The following is an 18,970-nucleotide window of genomic DNA, read 5'->3' as shown; positions in this document are numbered from 1 at the left end:
GAAATATAAATGGAGTTTGTAAGAATAAATTCTAATGATAATAATTATTTTGATGATGTAATGAATATATATAAAGTAAGTTTTCCTATATTTGAGCAAAGAATTATAAAAAAATCAAATAGATGTCTTAAAAGATGATATATCAATTAAAAGATTAAACTTTTATTCTAACTTAGGATTTAAGTTACAAGAATTTGAACATATTCATCCACCATATAGAAAAGAGTATAAAGGTCATAAATTAAAGATTATGAGTTTAAATAGAAATCTATCTGAGGATGAATATAATGAATTTAACGTATTTTTAAAAGAAAGAATTATGAAATACTCAGAGAATAATGATTAAATACTACATAATTTATGTTTAAAAAGATAAGTGCGAAAGCCCTATTTGTCGTGGTATCAATTTTAAAGTTAACAAGACAATATTAAGATCAAAGATACTTTCAATTCGTTACAGATCAATAATCAATAGAAAAAGGGGTGTTTCTCAACTAATCACTTAGTTTTGAAACACTCCCTTGTTTGTTTTATATTTGGTATTAAGTAGAATTTTATAGTTATGAATCATGGAACAATTTCAAAAACAGTACCTTGGTTAAAATCAGTAACATTCATAGAGCCATAAACCCCTAAATATAGTCTGGTTTGATTTATATTTGTTCCCAAGCTAGCATAATAAGCTGATTGAGATCCAAAGTTATAATCGGTTTCAATAACACTAAAATCATTTAGTTTACAATCTGCTCTTGCTCTGGTATAAGCTAAAACCCCTCTAACGGGCGGTTGAGATCCTTCATCCCGGGCAAAATCAGTAAAGACAACGCTTCCAGTTAAACCAGGAATTCCATTCCCCATATATGCCTGGACCCCCGTAAGTGCAGTTGCCCCAAACTTATCCGGCCTAGGATCTTTATGAAAATAGCTGATTAGAGGCGGAATACGCTGTGTTGAAGTTTTTACTGTATCATTGTAATAAGCAAGTGTTTCCTCATCCAGAGTTGGATTTGCAGGGCAGCTTCTTATAATCGAAGTTGGAAGAGCACCTTCCCACCCTCGCCAGCCAAAGTTAATAAATCCTTCTTGGTCAGGTTCAGATTTCATTAAAGAAGCTTGAATAAGCTGAGGAACCGGTATTGGTTTATAATGAACAAATGAAAAAATTGACTCTACCAAATCCTGCCCTACAATTCCTACATACTTGATATACTGGTTATAAAACCTTTGAAATGAAATGCCAGGTATATTACGAACTCCTTTGGCAATTACCGTAAGCATTTCCTGAATAGGTACAGGTAGTTCATTAAAGCGTGTGACTACCGGTGGATTATTGATAAATGTATTCTTAGCTACATCAATTTCAATTATTTTACCGGCGATTTCCATATCATTTTGAGCTGAATTAAATGGATCATAGCCTGATCCACCATCTCCAGTTGTTAAAACAAGCTTTCCTGTTTCAGGTGAAAAGTTTAGGCTATTGACACCATTATGATTAAAAAATGGTCTCCTTAAATTAAGTAATGTACGCCGCTTTTGAGGTTGACCATTGGATTGTAAAATCCACTCTTCAACTGTATCAATATGATCATATTTAACTTCTCTATTTATCCATTTTTGGTTTAAGGTTCTAGGGTCACAGGGGTTTGGTTTAAAAAATTCAGGAAGACCTTGTCTTGAAACTTCTGAACTAGGAAGAGCACCTGGACCTTGTGTTCCAGCTACTGAATAATGAAGATAAAACAGACCGTTATAATTAAATTGAGGATGAAACGCCAGCCCTACCAATCCACGTTCATCATATTTACCACCAGAAAAACCTAGTTTTAAGACTCGCGGGCGAATATCTAAGAAAGTTTTTACAAATCCGTTTCCAATGTAAAAGATCTCCCCTACCTGGGTTGCAATAAATAATCTTTCCATTGAGTCACCGGGCAGTATAGCTGTTTTCAAAACAGTAGGCATATTTACATTACTAACAATGGGTCGTAGACTAACTTTAACTTTTTTTAACAAATAACTTTACACTCCTTCATATTCCTTTCTTTTATAAAATATGATTAGAACTGTTCTATTAGTACTAAATTGAGGCCGGGGAATCTAAAGAGGTATTGCACCATTTTCCGCACCAGCGTCGGAGGAATCCAGGGCGGGCATTGGGAATGTGCCTAAATTTGCACATTAAATTAACTCTATATTTTTGTTTGATAACACGATAGTATAGACTACTTTACACTATAGAGTAGTTTGTGCTATGATGTTTGTAGAGGTGATAATATTTGGAAATAAACAAAGAGATGATAAAAGGATACATTGAAAGCATAATATTGAGCCTATTAGAAGATGAAGATTTATACGGATATGATATTGCTAAAAAGATAAGAAACACAAGTCAAGAAACCTTTGAGATTAAGGAAGGAACAATGTATGTAGTATTAAAAAGACTTGAAAACAATGGGCTTGTAGAGTCATACTGGGACGACTCAATAAGTGGCGGGGGAAGGCGAAAATATCATCATATAACTGATAAAGGCAAAAAATATTTAGAGAACTCACAAAAAGAATGGCAATTTTTTAAGAGTATAATAGATAAATTTTTGGGGGAGAAAAAAAATGGATAGAATAGATAGATACCTAGATTCTATATATAGAGGTGCAAGTGATTCCTCTAAAGAAGCAGAAGATTTAAAACAAGAAATGAGAAGTCATTTAATACAAACTGTAAAGGAGCTTCAAGAAAATGGAATTGTTGAAGAGGAAAGCGTTAGAATTGCTATAGAAAGATTTGGAGAAGAGTTTCAGATAAGAAAGGAATTAAATCAGGTACTAAAGTTTCAAAAATTATTTGCTCAAAAAACATTGATAGCATCACTAGTTTTATTAGTGATATCTGCTATATTGCTTATAACATCGTTATTTGTACATAAAGCCTCTATGAAAAGTCTTGATATTATGAATTCTCAAATTAAAACAGCAGAGAATAAATTAGCTAATGAAGGAATTACAGGTGTTGATAAGTATTTAAAAGAACTCTTTAAAGATGAAAAAAATAATAAACTTACTTATGTTGCCATAAAAGAATTACCAAAAGACTTCGATATTAGTAAAAGTAATGAGTTATTCCCTGGAGAGATAAGGTATAGTTATCCTGAAAAAATAAAAAATGAATATTATAGTAATAGTTTTGGACAAGAAATAGTATCAAATAATATTAAATACTTTTTAGAAACAGGAGTTAAGACTTCTGCTAACTTAGATAGTAGTAGTATGTATAGGGGGTTGGCAGCTTTAGTTTTTGCGGTATGCTGGGTACTATGGATAATATGGTCAATAATAAATGTTCATGGATATGGATATCTAAACACTAAATGGTGTATACTACTGATTTCAACAGGAATCTTAGGATATTTTATATTTTCACTTTCTGTTAATCCTAAAAGTATTTCTAATAATCGTAGAAATAACATTATATATATCAGTAGCTTTTGTTTTATAGTAATGGCGTCAATATTATATTATATATATAGCGAGCCTTATAGAATTCAAATGTTATATCAATTAATTTTTAATTGAAGCAAGATCTTAATTCAGATGGGGATTCTTTTACCCCATCTGAATTTTAGAGATGCGAATGTATGACTTACTTGGCGTTGAACTCCCACTTGAAGAAAAGCAGGTATCCAAAATCTATGATTTTGTGATATTCGCTTTCACAGAGTGCGTGGGAGACTTACGGCAAGTTGGTCAGGTTAAAAAGTGGGACATACTTTAAGAATAGTATGTCCTAATAGATTAACTTTGGAGGTGTAAAAGATGAAAAACAAAGATATAAAGATGCCTTGTTGAGCAAGTAAAGAAAATTCTGTTGGTTCAGCAGAAGAACTTTCTGTATGTCCTGTATGTAAGGTCGATACTAAAGAAGTAAAAGGAATAACTGTTAAGCATTTTATACTTGATAGCCTTGTAAACAAAGTATGTGAGACTAATTATCGTATTTGCTTAAATGAAGATTGTGATGTTGTTTATTATGATTTAGATGGGAATGTAATATTTAAAAAACAAGATATGAAAATTCCTATTTGGTATAAAAAAGACGCTAATCCTAAATATATATGTTACTGCAACCAAGTAACGGAAGAACAAATTATTAATGCAGTCCTTAATGAGGGAGCAAAAGATATTAAGGACATTGTTAGACTTACAGGAGCAATGAAGAATGGAAAGTGTGAAATTAATAATCCTTTAGGTAAATGTTGTAGCCCTATTATTCAAGAAACTATCAACAAAGCATTGAAGATGAGATAGTACGTTATATTTTAAAACTGTGTTGTAAGAGTGAAACTCCTTATAGAATAATAATCGAAGAATTTGAATAAGAATATAAAGAATTGTAGATATAAAATTATTGGGGGGATTACTATTAAAAATATATTAAAATTAGGCGCTATCTGTGCTATAACTATAACTTTTGCGTTCTGTTCTTATACTTCAATCATTAAGCAATCTACTCAAGGTGATGGACAAGTAGCCCAATCAACACAGGTTCAAACTCCTGTAAAGATTCCAAATACTAAAGAAATTGTGAACACCTTATGCTCAGATGAATTTCAGGGAAGGTTAACTGGTTCAAAGGGAAACGAAAAAGCTGGAGAATATATTGCTAAAATTTTTAAAGATATAGGACTAAATCCTCTATTTGGGAATAGCTATTATGAAAAGTATTCTCAAAAGATTGCTAGTACCTATCGAGGTGATGAAAATAACGCTAAAACTAAGACCGTCAACAATGTTGTCGGAGTTATAAGAGGTAAGGATAGTAAAAAGGCAGTAATAATATCAGCTCATTTTGACCATTTAGGATATGTTAATGGAAAGATTAATAGAGGAGCATTAGATAATGCTTCTGGTATATCAGCTTTGGTAGAGATAGCACATATATTAAAAGAAAAATCAAAGGATAAACCTTTTAATATGGATATAGTTCTATGTGCCTTTAATGGAGAAGAAGAATTTATGGAAGGAAGTCGAGCCTTTGTACAGGACATCAAATCTAAGCACTTATATAGTAGTAGCTTATACAACATTAATATTGATTGTATAGGAGCTAAAAATGCAGGTAAAAACCTTGCTTTGCATAATGAAAGCAGATTATCCGAGAAACTATATGACGCTGTAGAGTCTACCTTTAAAAAGAATAATATTAGCTTTGCAGACTCCAAAGTACAAGGTGGAAGTGACCATTTCAGTTTTCAAGCTGAAGGCATACCTAATATTTTTATAGTGCAAGAAAATATAGAAAAATTAGCTAATAAGCCTACAGATACTCCAGACATTTTAGACTATGACCAAATAGATAAAATTGCAAATGCTATATGTGATTTTGTAGAGGCAAATGATGGGGTAGAATTTCCGAATTGGAGAAGTAATTAAAATAACTGTGTAAAAATAAGGAACAGTCACAACAGATTCTGCCGCTACCTCTGGCTTTTCCAAAGTTCTTGTTGCGTTTTTATAGATCTATGAAGTATTTGTAGTGTAATTATTATAGCGTTGCTTCTGAGTTTAAGAACATTATGACTTTTGCTTTTTATGCTTAAACCAAAGCGTTGTAAATATAATAATAAATATAAAAGAGAGTACTATTGCTATTCCCTTGTATATATTTATACCTATTTCTATTACTGAAAGCACACTGCTAATAAATATGGCAAAACATAATATTCCTAGTATAATAATTATTTTATAATATGCTGGATTGCTGTTCATTGTTAGACTCTCCTTTCTATATTATATTTCGCCATAGCCTATTGTTTCATTACAGCCCCCAAAAACATTAGTTAAAATATACTATGATAAATTTGGGAATAATGTTACTCATCCTTGCTCTGGTATAAAGGTACTAGGCGGTCAGTTAACGTATTAATAGAAGGTAATGCATACAGGTTAAAATGCATTACCTTTTATTAATAAAAATCCTATAATAAAAACAACATATAAAAGAGCATTTAAAGATAGCTTTTTAGCTGACAAACAACTTATTTTTAAAGTTGTCCATATAACTGTAATAGCTCCAAAGGTTACTATGGCTGAAAGCATAAGTGACTTATCAAGGATCCATGGAGTGAAAATGATACCTAATGCACTTGGAACTGTGGCTTGAATCATCATAGCACCGCTAATGTTTGCAATTGCTAAATTTTCTTTACCTTGTTTTACCCATATAAATACATTTAATATCTCAGGCAGCTCCGTAGCGATTGGGCTTAATAATAAAGCAACCAAATGAGGTGACATTCCCAGGGAAATACTTAGGGCATCTAAATTATGCACAAATAATTGAGAAGCAATAAATATAAAAATCAATGATATGGTAGTTTGAATTATAATCAATGATTTTTTAGGATTTATGCTTTTAGAGCTAAATCTCAATGGCTCAAGTTCTTCTGCTACTCCTATTGTATCTACGCTCATTTCTTTATAAAAGTAAATTGCATAAGCTATTAGAAATAAAAATCCTAACCATGGCTTAATAGTAAAAGCAAAAAGTCCTAGTCCTATCTTGAATATAAAAATCAACATAAACCAAATTTGATCTCTTGCTAATTTTTTTTCATTAACATTAATACAGCTTCCTATTTTTCTTCTACCACTAAAAATGATTATGCAAATACCAATAACAGCATATCCGATTGTACTTAATACAAGGGGCCCTCCTAAGGCTGCACCAACTCCAATGTCTTTTTGACTTGCATTTATGCCAAAAACTACAGCTATGAAAGTTACAATGCTTTCAGGTAAAGCTGTACCGAAAGCTGCAAGCAGGGAACCTACTGCACTTTGAGAAATATTAAATTCTTTACCAACCCATTCAATTCCGTTTACAAACAGTTCGCAACTAAAATAAATTAATAGTGCTGAAGCAATCATAATTAAAATTGTTGTAATCATACTTGTCCTCCTTTGAAAATAAAAAGACTTTTAGCGTATTTTAAATACGCTAAAAGTCTCGTTTCACATTTTGCGGATATTGCCAGGCTTTTAACCAATATGTTGACAATATCTATCAAACTACTCCCTTTTAGGTGAGTTATTTTTATTAACCGATATTTATTTGTAATATAACTCAAAAATAAGAACTGCTAATTAAGGAATTCAATTATACCAAGTACTATTAGCAATATGCCTGAAATTAATGGTGCATATTTACCAAATACTTTACCCAATACATGATTACCTACAGCTTCACCAAGTATAATCGTAAGAATACTTAATATAAATGTGAATACCACTGTAAATTGAATACTAACTCCTGTTATACTGGCTGCCACACCAGTTCCTAAGTTGTTGAAGGTTAATCCGAATGCTACAATGAGAGCTTCTTTTATATTTATATCACCAGAGTTATCCAAATCTGATTTCTCAGCATATTCAATCATGTCAGTAATATCTTTTAAAGCAAGTTCTTTTGATTTCTTATTATTTATAAGTTTTATTATGCTTTGGCTTATAAAATATACCCCCAATACAATAATAGCTCCAGCACCTAATGCATTTGCTACAGTATGAGGCAAGAATTTTGATATATAAATTCCAAGTGACATAGATAAAAATGTTCCTGTAGATGTTATAGCTGCTATTATAAAATTTGAAATTATTCCTATCTTTATTTTCTTTATTCCATAAGCGATACCTACAACCACATTATCTAAGTTAGATGATAAACTAAACAATAATGCAGATAAAATTAATGCCATATATGGTCTCCTTTTTTCATTCTTTCCGTTTTAGTATATGACTTCTAAATTTTAGTGTGATTAAGAATTAAAAAAAGTTTTTTAAAATCATGAAGATAGAATTTTTATTATACCAACTTTTGGTTGTATATGAATAAATTTAAGTTGTTTTTCAAAGATAAATATATGTTATACAATTTATCTGTACACATAGGATAAAATTGAAGTTTTACTGGTCTTTTATGCCTTAAATCATATTAATAAAGCTTAATTTTATATTTAAACTTTATCAATAGTTATTAGAGAACTTAAAAGGAGGGATATAATTGACCATTAATATAAAATCACCTGAAGTTGAAATCAGGGAAGCTAGGTTAGCTTCAAGCAACGGGTTCATTGGAACTGCCAAGGAGTTATGTCATAAATCTAAGAGGAACAAATGTTGTCATAGGAATCGTTCCTTTAGCCAATGTCTCGAATGCAGCTCCAGTAGGGCATTGTCCATGCTTGTAATGATACGGGATGTTGCAGTAATAAATCATGGACCAATAGGATGCAGTGCGGATTTTGCTGAATTTAACTTCACTAATAGAGCGGAGCAAATAAGAAGAAATTTACCTTTAAAAAATGTTAAGTTACTAAGTACAAACCTCCAAGAGAAAGACATGGTTTATGGAGGTGAAGTTAAGTTAAAAGAAGCTATAAGAGATGCTTATGTAAGATTTAGACCAAAGGCTATATTTGTAACAGCTTCCTGTGCATCCGGTATTATTGGAGATGATGTGTCAGGTATAACGGATGAACTGGAAAAAGAACTAGGCATTCCAGTAGTGTATGTTTCTTGTGAAGGTTTTAAATCGCAAATATGGGCAACAGGTTTTGACTCTGCTTTTCATGCTATTGTTAGAAAAATAGTTAAACCACCTATTAAAAAGAAAAAAGACTTAATTAATATTATAAATTTTTGGGGCAGCGATGTATTTACTGATTTATTTGCAAGAATAGGGCTTAGACCGAATTATATTGTACCCTTCACCACCGTCGATCAGCTAAAGAGAATATCTGAAGCAGCTGCTACAGTTCAAGTTTGTTCTACCTTAGGAACCTATCTAGCCGCAGCCCTGGAACAAGAATATGGAGTTCCAGAGGTCAAATCACCGCCACCTTATGGTCTTAAAGGTACAGATGAATTTTTTAGAGAGCTTGGTAGGTCAACTGGCAAAAAGAAAGAAGTTGAAATACTTATAGAAAAAGAAAGAGAAAGAATTTCAGAGGAGCTTGAAGATATAAAAGATAAATTAAAAGGGAAAAGAGTTTATGTATCCGCTGGTGCAGCTCATGGGCATAGTTTATTAGCACTGCTTAGTGATCTGGAAATGGAGGTTGTTGGAGCAGGAATATTTCATCATGATCCTCATTATGACAATGGAGATGAGAGAAGTGACGCCTTGAAACATGTAGTTGAAACTTATGGAGACATTAAAAATTTCAGTGTCTGCAATAAGCAAGTCTTCGAATTGGTGAATGTACTAAATAAGTTAAAACCAGACCTATTAGTCGTAAGGCATGGAGGTTTAGCAGTTTGGGGAGTTAAGCTTGGAGTACCAACTTTATTAGTAGGAGATGAACAATTTGGTATAGGATATCAAGGAATTATTAACTATGGCAAGAAGATTTTAGATGTTCTTTCAACTAAGGACTTTGTAGAGAACATTGCAGCCCATTCAGAACTTCCATACACTAACTGGTGGCTAAGGCAGGATCCGTATAGGTCTTTAGGGAGGGAACAACATGAATAATAAGGATTTACAGCGCATAGAGAAATGGAATTCTACTTTAATATGGTGGAGAAATAAAATAAGTAATGTTGTTGAACAACCGAGACATTATTGTGCCCTAGGAGCCCAACAAACAGTAGTAGCAATTAATAAAGCTATTCCAATACTGCATTCAGGTCCAGGCTGTGGATATAAACTCTTTCGTGGATTAAGTATTACGTCAGGATACCAGGGAGGAGGCTGTACTGGGGGAAGCGCTATTCCTTGTACTAACTCATCGGAAAGGGAAGTGGTATTTGGTGGAGAAGATCGATTAAGAGAAGTAATAGATGGAACGTTAAAAGTCTTAAAAGGGGACTTATTTGTTGTTTTAACGGGATGTACCGCTGATATAGTTGGTGATGATGTAGGACAGGTAGTAAAAGAATATCAAAATAAAGGGATACCAATAGTTTTTGCAGAAACTGGCGGATTTAAAGGAACCAATTATAAAGGTCATGAGTTAGTAATTGAAGCTATTATAGATCAATTTATCGGTGATGTTGAAGGTGAAAAGGAAAAGGGGTTAGTAAACCTTTGGTCTGTGATTCCATACCAAGATAGTTTTTGGAGTGGAAACTTGAAAGAAATAAAACAGTTGTTAGAGGGTATAGGATTAGAGGTAAATACATTCTTTGGACCGGAATCTGAAGGAGTTAAAGAGTGGAAAAGAATTCCTAATGCAGAATTTAATTTAGTTTTGTCCCCTTGGGTAGGATTAAAAACTGCTCAGTTACTTGAAAGCAAATATGGGACGCCATATTTACATTATCCAGTTTTGCCTATAGGGGGAAATGAAACAAGTAAATTTCTAAGGTCCGTTGGAGAATTTGCAAAGCTAGACAAGGAGAAGGTTGAAAGCTTTGTTCAAAAAGAAGAAAGGAAATTTTACTATTACATTGAAAGAGCAGTGGATTTCTTCACTGAATTTCGCTTTGACATAGCAGATAGATTTTTTAATATAAATGATTCTTTCTATGCACTTGGGGTTAGTAAGTTTCTATTAAAGGAGCTTGGTATTTTGCCAGGAGATCAATATATCACAGAGGATATACCAGAAGAATATAGAGAAATTATAATAAAGGAATTTAAGCATTTATCTAAAAGCATCTCAGCTAAGGTTATATTCGAAATTGATGGAGGAAAGATAGCTCATATGCTGAGGGAATACCATTATGATGGACATAAACCCTTATTTTTGGGAAGCTCCTGGGATATAGATATAGCAAATCAGCTAAAGGGATTTTGGCTGAATATATCTTTGCCAGTTATGCACAGACTGGTTTTAGATAGAAGCTATGTTGGATACAGTGGAGGTCTTAGGCTGGCAGAAGATATATATGACAATATTTTGGCAGCATATAAATAGAGTTCTTGACATCAGGTGGAGTTTTAATCCCATCGGATAAATAGCAGATTAGTAACAGGGGGGAATAAAGTGGCAGGAAAAGTTAAAGGAATCGCAATATATGGCAAGGGTGGTATAGGCAAATCTACAACAACTTCTAACATAAGTGCAGCATTAAGTAAAATGGGGTATAAGGTTATGCAGTTTGGTTGTGATCCTAAAAGTGATTCAACCAATACACTGAGAGAAGGTACGTATATCCCTACAGTTTTAGATACTTTGCGTGAAAAAAATAAAGTGAATGCACTTGATGTAATTTTTCAAGGCTTTAATGGAGTCTACTGCGTGGAGTCAGGTGGACCAGCACCTGGAGTTGGCTGTGCAGGCAGAGGGATTATTACAGCGGTGCAGCTTTTCAAACAACAAAGGGTATTTGAAGAACTGGATTTAGATTATGTTATATACGATGTTTTAGGAGATGTTGTATGCGGCGGCTTTGCAGTTCCAATAAGAGAGGGAATAGCGGAGCATGTATTTACAGTATCATCTTCGGATTTTATGTCTATATATGCATCAAACAATTTATTTAAAGGCATTAAAAAATACTCTAATTCCGGTGGAGCATTACTTGGCGGCATTATAGCAAATTCTATTAATAAACCTTATGACAGAGATATACTTGATGACTTTGCTAATAAAACAAATACTCAGATAATGGAGTATGTGCCAAGGTCAGTTACCGTTACACATAGTGAGCTTCAAGGTAAGACTACTATTGAAGTTGCACCGGATTCAGAGCAGGCTAAAATTTATACTGCATTAGCAGAGAAAATAGCTAGACATACTGAGTCAAAAGTGCCTTTTCCTCTTGATATTCAAGAGCTAAGATCCTGGGGTAAGCAGTGGGCTGATTCTCTGCTTAAGGAATCTTCAAAAAATAGCTAGTCAGTATGTTAGTATATTTATTTTCTTTCAGATGCCTAAACAAGAGAGATAGTAGGACAAGGAGAAAATAGTATGATAAATCATATTTCTAAGCTTCATCCCTGTTTAGGAGGGGAAGCTCATTTAAATTTTGGGAGAATTCATCTTCCTGTAAGTTCTAGCTGCAATATTCAATGCAGGTTCTGTAAAAGGGAATGTAACAATAATGAGGAGAGGCCTGGCGTTTCAAAGGGAATATTAGCTCCAAAGGATGCTGTGGGAATAGTTAAAAGAGCTTTAGAGCTTTGCCCTCAAATAACTGTAGTAGGCATAGCTGGCCCCGGCGATACACTAGCGACCACTGAAGCTATTAAGACATTTAGACTTATTGATGAGGCCTATCCTGAACTTATAAAATGCCTTAGCACCAATGGACTTTTGCTTTATAGATATGCTAAGGAAATTTATGATGCAGGAGTAAGAACTGTGACTGTAACTATAAATGCCGTTGATCCATGCATTCAAAGTAAAATTATATCCCATGTAATATATGAGGGGAAGAAATACTATGGCGAAGAAGCAGCCATAATTCTTATAGCTAATCAGCTGAAGGGTATAGATGAAATGAACAGACTTGGAGTTATGGTAAAGGTAAATTCCGTATTAATTCCAGGTATCAATGATGAGCATATAGAAGAAATAGCTAAAACCATTAAAGCACATGGAGCAACTTTATATAACATCATACCACTGATACCTCAACATGAATTAAGTCATATTCATGCTCCTACCTGCGAACAATTGAATAAAGCAAGAGAAATAGCTGAAAAGCATATTGAGATATTTAGACATTGCAAACACTGCCGTGCAGATGCATGTGGAATACCTGGCAGGGAAGATCTTTCAAATAAGCTCTATGGAACATATAAATATCTTGAAACCTTCTCTCATGGCTAATAGAAAGCAGGCACTTGAGAGGTGCCTGCTTTAAAATCTTAAATATTTATTTTTTTACGTTTTGCTTCTATTCTTTCAAACATTTGTTCAGCTGCTTTTTGTGGATCAGTTTCTACATAGAATTTAGCACCGTAGTCTTCTTCCATCTTATTTAATAGGTAATCTGTAACAAATGGGGAACCAGTTACAGGAGGAACAACTCCGAGCCAAGCATCTATACCGCTTCCTACTACGTAAGTTCCTATAGCTACAGCTTTTTCTGACATCCACTCTGGAGCAGCACCAACTACTGGCAGGTCACTGATATCTACGCCTAAATGATTTGCCAGCTCTCCAGCAAGTTGTAAGTTACGGCTGATATCAACACAAGAACCTTGATGAAGAATTGGTGGAATACCTAACAAACTACATACAGTCTTGAGTCCAGGACCAGCTAGTTCTTTTGCTTCTGGTAATAATAAACCAGCTTTAGCTGCTGCATGAGCTGCACAACCAGTAACAATTATTATTACATCATGAGCAATTAGATACTTCATCATTTTTACTGTAGGTTCATCATGTGGAACCTTTGGATTATTACAGCCAACAAAGGCAGCTGCACCTCTGAGGGTACCAGATAAAATAACATCTGCAAGAGGTTTAACTGTTTGCAGAGGGTCTATGTTTGAATTAACAACTTTGTCAAGACCATCTACTATAGCTTCTGTACTAAATCCAACTAAAGCTTCACATTTTTCATCAGGAATTAAAACATTATCTCTATTTCTATTTTTGTAATTTAAAACAGCTTCTTTTATTATTTCTTTTGCAGAGTCATATGGTCTGTGTTCTTCAAACTCAATATATGTTGAATCTGTTATTTCAGCTTTTGGTGAGGTTGTTATGAATTTAGTATGATAAGATTTTGAAAGCTTTGCAAGGGATGGCATTATGCATTGAACATCAACTATTACCGCTTCAACTGCACCGGTTACTACTGCAAGCTCCTGTTGAAGGAAGTTTCCTGCCATCTTAATACCATGTCTCATTGTTATTTCGTTTCCAGTACAACACATACCGCAAACATTTATTCCATCTGCTCCTTGAGCTTTTGCAAGAGCAATAAGTTCAGGGTCTTCTGCTGCTGCTACAATTGATTCGGAAAGTGATGGTTCGTGACCATGTAATATAATATTAACTGAATTAGTTTCTAATACACCTAAGTTAGCTTGAGTTTCTACTGGTGATGGAGTTTTGAATAAAATATCACTGATTTCAGTTGCTATATAAGAACCACCCCATCCATCTCCAAGAGATGCTCTCATTGACATGTTGATAAGATTTTTAGCATCTCCTGAACATCCAATGTGAGTTGAGTGCATTATGCTAACTATATCTTTATCAATTGCTCTTGGAGTTACACCAAGTTTGTCCCAAACTTCTCTTCTCTTTTTAGGTAGAGCTGAGGAGAAGATTAAGTTTCCATGAGGTTTACCAAACTCATTCAATGTAGCTGCAGCTACATCATGTGCCACATCATAAATATCTCTTCCTTCAGTTTCAATACTATATTTTTTAGCAACAGATGCAAGTTTCTTCTCATCTCTTATATTTATTTGTCCATCTCTTGATGCATTCTCTAGATAAAGACATAGTGATCTACCGTGATCTGAGTGAGAGGCTGAACCAGCTGCACACATTCTTGCGAAGTTTCTTGCAACTATAATATCTGCTGTAGCTCCGCAAATACCTCTTTCTACTCCTTTTCCAGGAACTGGACTTACTCTACAAGGCCCCATAGCACAGTTTCTACAGCATACGCCTGCTGAACCAAAACCGCATGGTGTCTTCATAGCATCTTTTCTATCCCAGGCAGTTTCCACACCATCTCTCTTTGCTTTTTCAAGAAGTTGATCCTCAGCTGCTTGTATTAATAATCCTCTGTCTTCCATTAATAAAACACCCTCCTTGTTTTATAATCTGCAATGGTTTACAACATTGACTATAATTTTTCTATTTATGATAGATTTAACCTTAGCTTAAAATTGCTTGCCTACTAAAGTTAAAAAATTAATATAGTAGGGGTGAAGCTAACATCTGTTTAACCAAGGTAAAATAGATTATAAATTAGGGTTTTAGGATTTTAGGGTTAAATAATGAACTTTTTTCAAAATTCACTTATCTTCTTTTGATACTGTGGTAAGAAGGTCATATCAAAATTCAATTTTATTTTACCTATGATTATAAAAATGCTGAAGTTCCCCCTAATACGTTTACAATTAGATTATACGATAGATATTTAAATTTGATAAACAACTTAAATTTAGGCTCATACAACTAAAAGTTATTATGAGAATCGAGCTACTATATATGTTTTAATTACAAAAAATTTTAAAATAATTGTCTTAGATATCAACATTACTACATAGAATGAAATGTATGATTTATTTACAGTGATATATGAAGGGGATGGGTATGACGGAAAAAGAAGAAAATAAACGCAGTAAAATTATAATAGGAATTATAATTTCTATTTGTGCTGTACTTATTCTGTATTTTAGTATGGCAACGTATTTCATGAATCACTTTTATTTTGGTTCTGAAATTAACTGCATTAACGTTTCGGGTAAAACTGTAGAGGAAGTAAAAGCACAAATGGCAGAGGAGCTGCAGAACTATACTTTGAATCTAAAAGAGCGAGATGGCAAAAGCGAACAAATTAGAGGCAGCGATATTGGGATAAAGTATAATTCGGGAGGAGAGTATAAGAGTTTTAAAGATAAGCAGAACCCTTTTAATTGGGTGTTAGCAGCTTTTAACTCAGAAGATTCTAAGATGACAGATGAACTTTCATATGATACAAAACTATTAAAAGAAAGAGTGGATAAACTTTCTTGTTTTCAGACTAATAATATAGTAGAACCTAAAAATCCTAGTTTTAAATATACGGATAAAGGCTATATAATTATAAATGAAGTAAGTGGAAACAAGGTTAATAAAGATATTTTATATGATCATGTGTCAAAGGCAGTACTTAAAGGAGAAACTACAGTAGACCTGGAAGCAATTAATTGTTATGCCAAGCCAAAATATACTTCAGAATCCCCAAAAGTTACCGAGACTAAAAACATTCTTAACAAATATATATCTTCAAAGATTACCTATGCCTTTGGAGATCGCAAAGAAACTATAGATAATTCTGTAATAAATAAATGGCTTAAAGTTAATGAAGATCTTGAAATCACCTTCGATGATAAAGAAATGAAAAATTATATGAATGCATTTTTCAATACCTATAATACTGTTGGTAAAAGAAGAAATTTTGTTACATCTTCAGGAAAGACAATAAGTATTGGCGGTGGTGATTATGGGTGGTTAATCAATGCTGATAAAGAAATTCAAGATTTAGGTGAAGTTATTAAGAAAGGAGAAACAATAACAAAAGAACCGACATACGCCAAAAAGGCCTTATCTCGTGGCAATAATGATATTGGGAACACCTATGTAGAAATAGATATAACAAATCAACATTTATGGTTTTATAAAAATGGTTCACTAGTAGTACAAGGAGATGTTGTTACAGGTAATGTAAGCAGTAATCATTCAACACCTCAGGGTATTTATAGTTTAAAATATAAACAAAGGAATACGGTATTAAGAGGCCCCGGTTACAATTCTCCCGTTGATTTTTGGATGCCCTTTAATGGAGGAATCGGAATTCATGATGCAAGCTGGAGAGGTGAATTCGGAGGTAATATTTACAGAACAGGTGGATCCCATGGGTGTATAAACTCACCATACTATTTAGCAAAAGGGATATTTAATAATATTGAAGATGGGACTCCAGTTATTTGTTATTATTAAGTTTAATATAACAAAAATAGGGGTGTTTCTAAAGATGGAAAGCTAACTAAAGTACAGATCTCTATGTTTCTAAGGCATAGAGGTCTGTTTACTATTTAATTAAAATATTTTTTTTATGATATAATAATTACAAAAGTCTGTTAGTTAGGAGATATATAATGAAGAAGCACATGAAATATGACACAATAATTACCTATATATTTTATATATTGTTAGCCACTACATTAGTATGGGATATATTCGCTAGAGGTAGTGGAAAAGTCTTTAGAATTGGACTAATTTATATAACTATATTTATAGCAAGATTGTTATTTAATAAAACATTTTTAAAAAAGTCTAAAGCAGGTTATGTATTAGCACTGATTTTTATATTTTTTTCCATGTATTTAGCAAATGTAATGGATTTTTATAGCATACCAAATTATGATAAATTACTGCATTTGGTATCTGGAGTGTTATTAGCATTTTTAGGATTGATTATATATATTTTTTTATGTGGTAATAAAGAGAATCTGACAATGAGACCTATAGCTATGGTTGTATTTCCGTTGCTATTTGCCATTGCATGTGCAGGAGCATGGGAAATATGGGAGTTTACAACAGATCAGATTTTTGGATTTACAGCACAAAATAATAGTCTTCATGATACTATGTGGGACATTATTTGTGGAACTGTAGGCGGAAGCTTTTCATGTTTTTTTATGTATCTTTATATAAAAGGCAAGAATATACGAATTGTAAAGATGATAATTAAGGATATGGAAGATTAGATAAAAAAAGGTGTGTTTCAAAGCTAAGTTCCTAGTTTTGAAACACACCTATTTTTTTAGTTCAAGGTAGATATAAGATAACCTCAAGATGGTATGTAAAATTTATTCTTCAATGAGATTAAAATCCCAAGTGATATTAGATTTATAAGTATTTGCAACACCACTTTCAACTTCAAAAGCAATTTTAAGTACATCTTCTATCATTTCAGATGTCATGCCCTTTCCTTTTATGTTATATAAAAGGTTAATTTTTTCTATAGGTTTTGGAGCCACTGCGCCTCTTTCTCCACTAACAGTAACTTCGTATTCTGAAATTTGAGCACCTCTAGCCTGAAGCATTGCAACTGTGTCTACGCTTGTACATGCTGCAACCGCATGAAGAAGTATTTCAATTGGCTTTGGTCCTAGAACCTTTCCATTATTCATTTCTGCAGGACCAGACAACACAAATTTTGCTCCCTCTGGAGTTGTACCTTCAAATGCCACTCCTTCTCCAAGCCATTTTATTACTCCATTTAACATCATAATTAATTCCTCCTATATTTATAATATGCTATGTGTTTAATTAAATAGTAACTCATGGCACTGGAAAAGAAAAATTGATATAATAAATCATAATCATATGAAAAATCTATGGATGAAGAAGGGATAACAATATGGAATTTCGCCAACTTAACACATTCGTTACTGTAGCGGATTTAAATAGTTTTACTCGAGCGGCAGATATACTTGGATACACTCAACCAACTGTCACATCTCAGATACAGTTGTTAGAGAGTGAACTAGGAGTTCGTTTATTTGAGCGAATTAGGAAGAATATTTCCCTTACTCACGAGGGTGAAAAACTTCTTGTATATGCAAGACAGATCGTTAATCTGTGTGAAGAGGCAAAAAATACAGTGAAAGATCATCCAGTTCCAAAGGGAGTTGTGACTATAGGAGCATGGGAATCTTTATGCACAACACGAATACATAGTCTTCTTAAGGAGTTCTATTATAAGTTGCCTGGCATTGAAATTATATTAAAAACTGTCAAATCTACGGAGTATGAAGAACTTTTACTGGATAATCAGATTGATGTAGCATTTTGCTTGGATCGTATGATAACAGCTTCCGATTTCATCGTTGAACTGGCTATACCTGAGCCTTTAGCGTTACTAGTAGAACCAAACCATCCTCTTGCAAAGCTCCCTGATGTATATCCTGAAAACATCGTTAACTATCTTCTTATTTTAGCGGAGGAAGGCTGCAGCTATCGGAGAGAAATTATGACTATATTTAGCGATTGTGGTTTGGCTCCCGATTCAATTATGGAAATCGAAAGTATCCAAGCCATGAAACAGCTTGCAATCAACGGTTTAGGAATCATATTTCTGCCTAAAGTTGCAGTTGAAGAGGAACTATCAAAAGGTCAGCTTGTTGAATTGAATTGGCGTGGTCCTTCTTTTGAATTTTTGACTCAAGTAATCTACCATGAGGACAAGTGGATGTCGCCTGCTTTACAAACTCTTTTAAATATGACGAAGGAACTCCTTCCAATGCAATATTGTTAGAAGTGGTATTAAAAAACAAGGGACT

The 18,970-nt window shown here is 33.3% G+C and carries 18 protein-coding genes; 12 read left to right on the top strand and 6 right to left on the bottom strand.

From position 1 onward, the window contains the following. Positions 1 to 9 precede the first annotated feature (9 nt). Positions 10 to 138, top strand: coding sequence for a hypothetical protein (locus tag I6U51_RS25020; protein WP_281395925.1), 129 nt, complete (start codon positions 10 to 12; stop codon positions 136 to 138). A 429-nt stretch (positions 139 to 567) separates the two neighbouring features. Here I6U51_RS25020 and I6U51_RS03905 read toward each other — a convergent pair whose 3' ends face one another. Then, on the bottom strand, positions 568 to 1,965 hold the full coding sequence (locus tag I6U51_RS03905; protein ID WP_211141710.1) for a PQQ-dependent sugar dehydrogenase: 1,398 nt from the start codon (positions 1,963 to 1,965) through the stop codon (positions 568 to 570). A gap of 314 nt (positions 1,966 to 2,279) precedes the next feature. On the opposite strand from I6U51_RS03905, the gene I6U51_RS03900 reads away from it, so the two are divergent. The 4 genes from I6U51_RS03900 to I6U51_RS03885 all read left to right on the top strand — a co-directional run bounded on the left by I6U51_RS03900 (position 2,280) and on the right by I6U51_RS03885 (position 5,430). Continuing rightward, positions 2,280 to 2,621 carry a PadR family transcriptional regulator gene (locus I6U51_RS03900; protein ID WP_211141290.1) on the top strand — a complete coding sequence of 114 codons (342 nt, stop codon included), beginning with the start codon at positions 2,280 to 2,282 and terminating at the stop codon, positions 2,619 to 2,621. After that, positions 2,614 to 3,573, top strand: a complete 960-nt coding sequence (locus I6U51_RS03895) for a permease prefix domain 1-containing protein (protein WP_211141289.1) — start codon at positions 2,614 to 2,616, stop codon at positions 3,571 to 3,573. The genes I6U51_RS03900 and I6U51_RS03895 overlap by 8 nt, the downstream gene beginning before the upstream one ends. 240 nt (positions 3,574 to 3,813) lie before the next feature. Continuing rightward, positions 3,814 to 4,305 (top strand): Csac_0668 family 2Fe-2S cluster-binding (seleno)protein, encoded by a 492-nt coding sequence (locus I6U51_RS25295; RefSeq protein ID WP_341255973.1) that lies wholly within the window; start codon positions 3,814 to 3,816, stop codon positions 4,303 to 4,305. A 63-nt stretch (positions 4,306 to 4,368) separates the two neighbouring features. After that, positions 4,369 to 5,430: a M28 family metallopeptidase gene (locus tag I6U51_RS03885; protein ID WP_246517066.1), complete on the top strand. Its 1,062-nt coding sequence runs from the start codon at positions 4,369 to 4,371 to the stop codon at positions 5,428 to 5,430. Between the two features lie 141 nt (positions 5,431 to 5,571). On the opposite strand, the gene I6U51_RS03880 is transcribed toward I6U51_RS03885, so the two are convergent. The 3 genes from I6U51_RS03880 to I6U51_RS03870 form a co-directional block, all read right to left on the bottom strand. Further along, positions 5,572 to 5,766, bottom strand: a complete 195-nt coding sequence (locus I6U51_RS03880; protein ID WP_211141288.1) for a hypothetical protein — start codon at positions 5,764 to 5,766, stop codon at positions 5,572 to 5,574. Between the two features lie 177 nt (positions 5,767 to 5,943). After that, positions 5,944 to 6,948 (bottom strand): sodium:calcium antiporter, encoded by a 1,005-nt coding sequence (locus tag I6U51_RS03875; RefSeq protein ID WP_211141287.1) that lies wholly within the window; start codon positions 6,946 to 6,948, stop codon positions 5,944 to 5,946. 191 nt (positions 6,949 to 7,139) lie between these two features. After that, the gene (locus I6U51_RS03870) at positions 7,140 to 7,754 is read right to left on the bottom strand and encodes a manganese efflux pump (protein WP_211141286.1); all 615 of its coding nucleotides are present in this window, start codon (positions 7,752 to 7,754) and stop codon (positions 7,140 to 7,142) included. Positions 7,755 to 8,059: 305 nt separating this feature from the next. Between I6U51_RS03870 and I6U51_RS03865 the strand changes: the two genes are divergently transcribed. From I6U51_RS03865 to I6U51_RS03850, 4 genes are all read left to right on the top strand, one after another. Beyond that, positions 8,060 to 9,532, top strand: a complete 1,473-nt coding sequence (locus tag I6U51_RS03865; protein ID WP_211141285.1) for a nitrogenase component 1 — start codon at positions 8,060 to 8,062, stop codon at positions 9,530 to 9,532. A 58-nt stretch (positions 9,533 to 9,590) separates the two neighbouring features. Then, positions 9,591 to 10,919, top strand: coding sequence for a nitrogenase component 1 (locus I6U51_RS03860; protein ID WP_211141707.1), 1,329 nt, complete (start codon positions 9,591 to 9,593; stop codon positions 10,917 to 10,919). A 69-nt stretch (positions 10,920 to 10,988) separates the two neighbouring features. Then, positions 10,989 to 11,843: a nitrogenase iron protein gene (nifH, locus tag I6U51_RS03855; protein WP_211141284.1), complete on the top strand. Its 855-nt coding sequence runs from the start codon at positions 10,989 to 10,991 to the stop codon at positions 11,841 to 11,843. A 72-nt stretch (positions 11,844 to 11,915) separates the two neighbouring features. After that, positions 11,916 to 12,779: a radical SAM protein gene (locus tag I6U51_RS03850; protein WP_211141283.1), complete on the top strand. Its 864-nt coding sequence runs from the start codon at positions 11,916 to 11,918 to the stop codon at positions 12,777 to 12,779. Positions 12,780 to 12,817: 38 nt separating this feature from the next. On the opposite strand, the gene cooS is transcribed toward I6U51_RS03850, so the two are convergent. Next, positions 12,818 to 14,710 carry an anaerobic carbon-monoxide dehydrogenase catalytic subunit gene (gene cooS, locus I6U51_RS03845; RefSeq protein WP_211141282.1) on the bottom strand — a complete coding sequence of 631 codons (1,893 nt, stop codon included), beginning with the start codon at positions 14,708 to 14,710 and terminating at the stop codon, positions 12,818 to 12,820. A 517-nt stretch (positions 14,711 to 15,227) separates the two neighbouring features. Here cooS and I6U51_RS03840 point away from each other — a divergent pair. Together I6U51_RS03840 and I6U51_RS03835 are read left to right on the top strand one after the other, a co-directional pair. Then, a complete protein-coding gene (locus tag I6U51_RS03840) occupies positions 15,228 to 16,622 on the top strand; it encodes a L,D-transpeptidase family protein (protein ID WP_211141281.1) in 1,395 nt (464 codons plus the stop codon). A gap of 158 nt (positions 16,623 to 16,780) precedes the next feature. Beyond that, complete coding sequence (locus I6U51_RS03835) at positions 16,781 to 17,392, top strand: DUF2238 domain-containing protein (RefSeq protein ID WP_211141280.1); 612 nt, start codon at positions 16,781 to 16,783, stop codon at positions 17,390 to 17,392. A gap of 102 nt (positions 17,393 to 17,494) precedes the next feature. Here the strand turns inward: I6U51_RS03835 and I6U51_RS03830 are convergent, their stop codons facing one another. Continuing rightward, a complete protein-coding gene (locus I6U51_RS03830; protein WP_211141279.1) occupies positions 17,495 to 17,917 on the bottom strand; it encodes an OsmC family protein in 423 nt (140 codons plus the stop codon). 131 nt (positions 17,918 to 18,048) lie between these two features. Here I6U51_RS03830 and I6U51_RS03825 point away from each other — a divergent pair, with 131 nt between their 5' ends. Next, a complete protein-coding gene (locus tag I6U51_RS03825; RefSeq protein ID WP_211141278.1) occupies positions 18,049 to 18,945 on the top strand; it encodes a LysR family transcriptional regulator in 897 nt (298 codons plus the stop codon). Positions 18,946 to 18,970: the final 25 nt, after the last annotated feature.

The organism is Clostridium aciditolerans (genome assembly GCF_016316925.1).
In the GTDB taxonomy this organism is placed as follows: Bacteria; Bacillota; Clostridia; order Clostridiales; family Clostridiaceae; genus Clostridium_AM; species Clostridium_AM aciditolerans.
Note: the sequence above shows the minus strand (reverse complement) of the source record. Positions and strands in the feature narration are given on the sequence as shown.

Coding starts and splice junctions, on each gene's coding strand:
- I6U51_RS03825 (WP_211141278.1), top strand. CDS start 18,049: ATGGAATTTCGCCAACTTAACACATTCGTTACTGTAGCGGATTTAAAT.
- I6U51_RS03840 (WP_211141281.1), top strand. CDS start 15,228: ATGGGTATGACGGAAAAAGAAGAAAATAAACGCAGTAAAATTATAATA.
- I6U51_RS03870 (WP_211141286.1), bottom strand. CDS start 7,754: ATGGCATTAATTTTATCTGCATTATTGTTTAGTTTATCATCTAACTTA.
- I6U51_RS03830 (WP_211141279.1), bottom strand. CDS start 17,917: ATGATGTTAAATGGAGTAATAAAATGGCTTGGAGAAGGAGTGGCATTT.
- I6U51_RS03880 (WP_211141288.1), bottom strand. CDS start 5,766: ATGAACAGCAATCCAGCATATTATAAAATAATTATTATACTAGGAATA.
- I6U51_RS03835 (WP_211141280.1), top strand. CDS start 16,781: ATGAAGAAGCACATGAAATATGACACAATAATTACCTATATATTTTAT.
- I6U51_RS03895 (WP_211141289.1), top strand. CDS start 2,614: ATGGATAGAATAGATAGATACCTAGATTCTATATATAGAGGTGCAAGT.
- cooS (WP_211141282.1), bottom strand. CDS start 14,710: ATGGAAGACAGAGGATTATTAATACAAGCAGCTGAGGATCAACTTCTT.
- I6U51_RS03905 (WP_211141710.1), bottom strand. CDS start 1,965: ATGCCTACTGTTTTGAAAACAGCTATACTGCCCGGTGACTCAATGGAA.
- I6U51_RS03875 (WP_211141287.1), bottom strand. CDS start 6,948: ATGATTACAACAATTTTAATTATGATTGCTTCAGCACTATTAATTTAT.
- I6U51_RS25020 (WP_281395925.1), top strand. CDS start 10: ATGGAGTTTGTAAGAATAAATTCTAATGATAATAATTATTTTGATGAT.
- I6U51_RS03850 (WP_211141283.1), top strand. CDS start 11,916: ATGATAAATCATATTTCTAAGCTTCATCCCTGTTTAGGAGGGGAAGCT.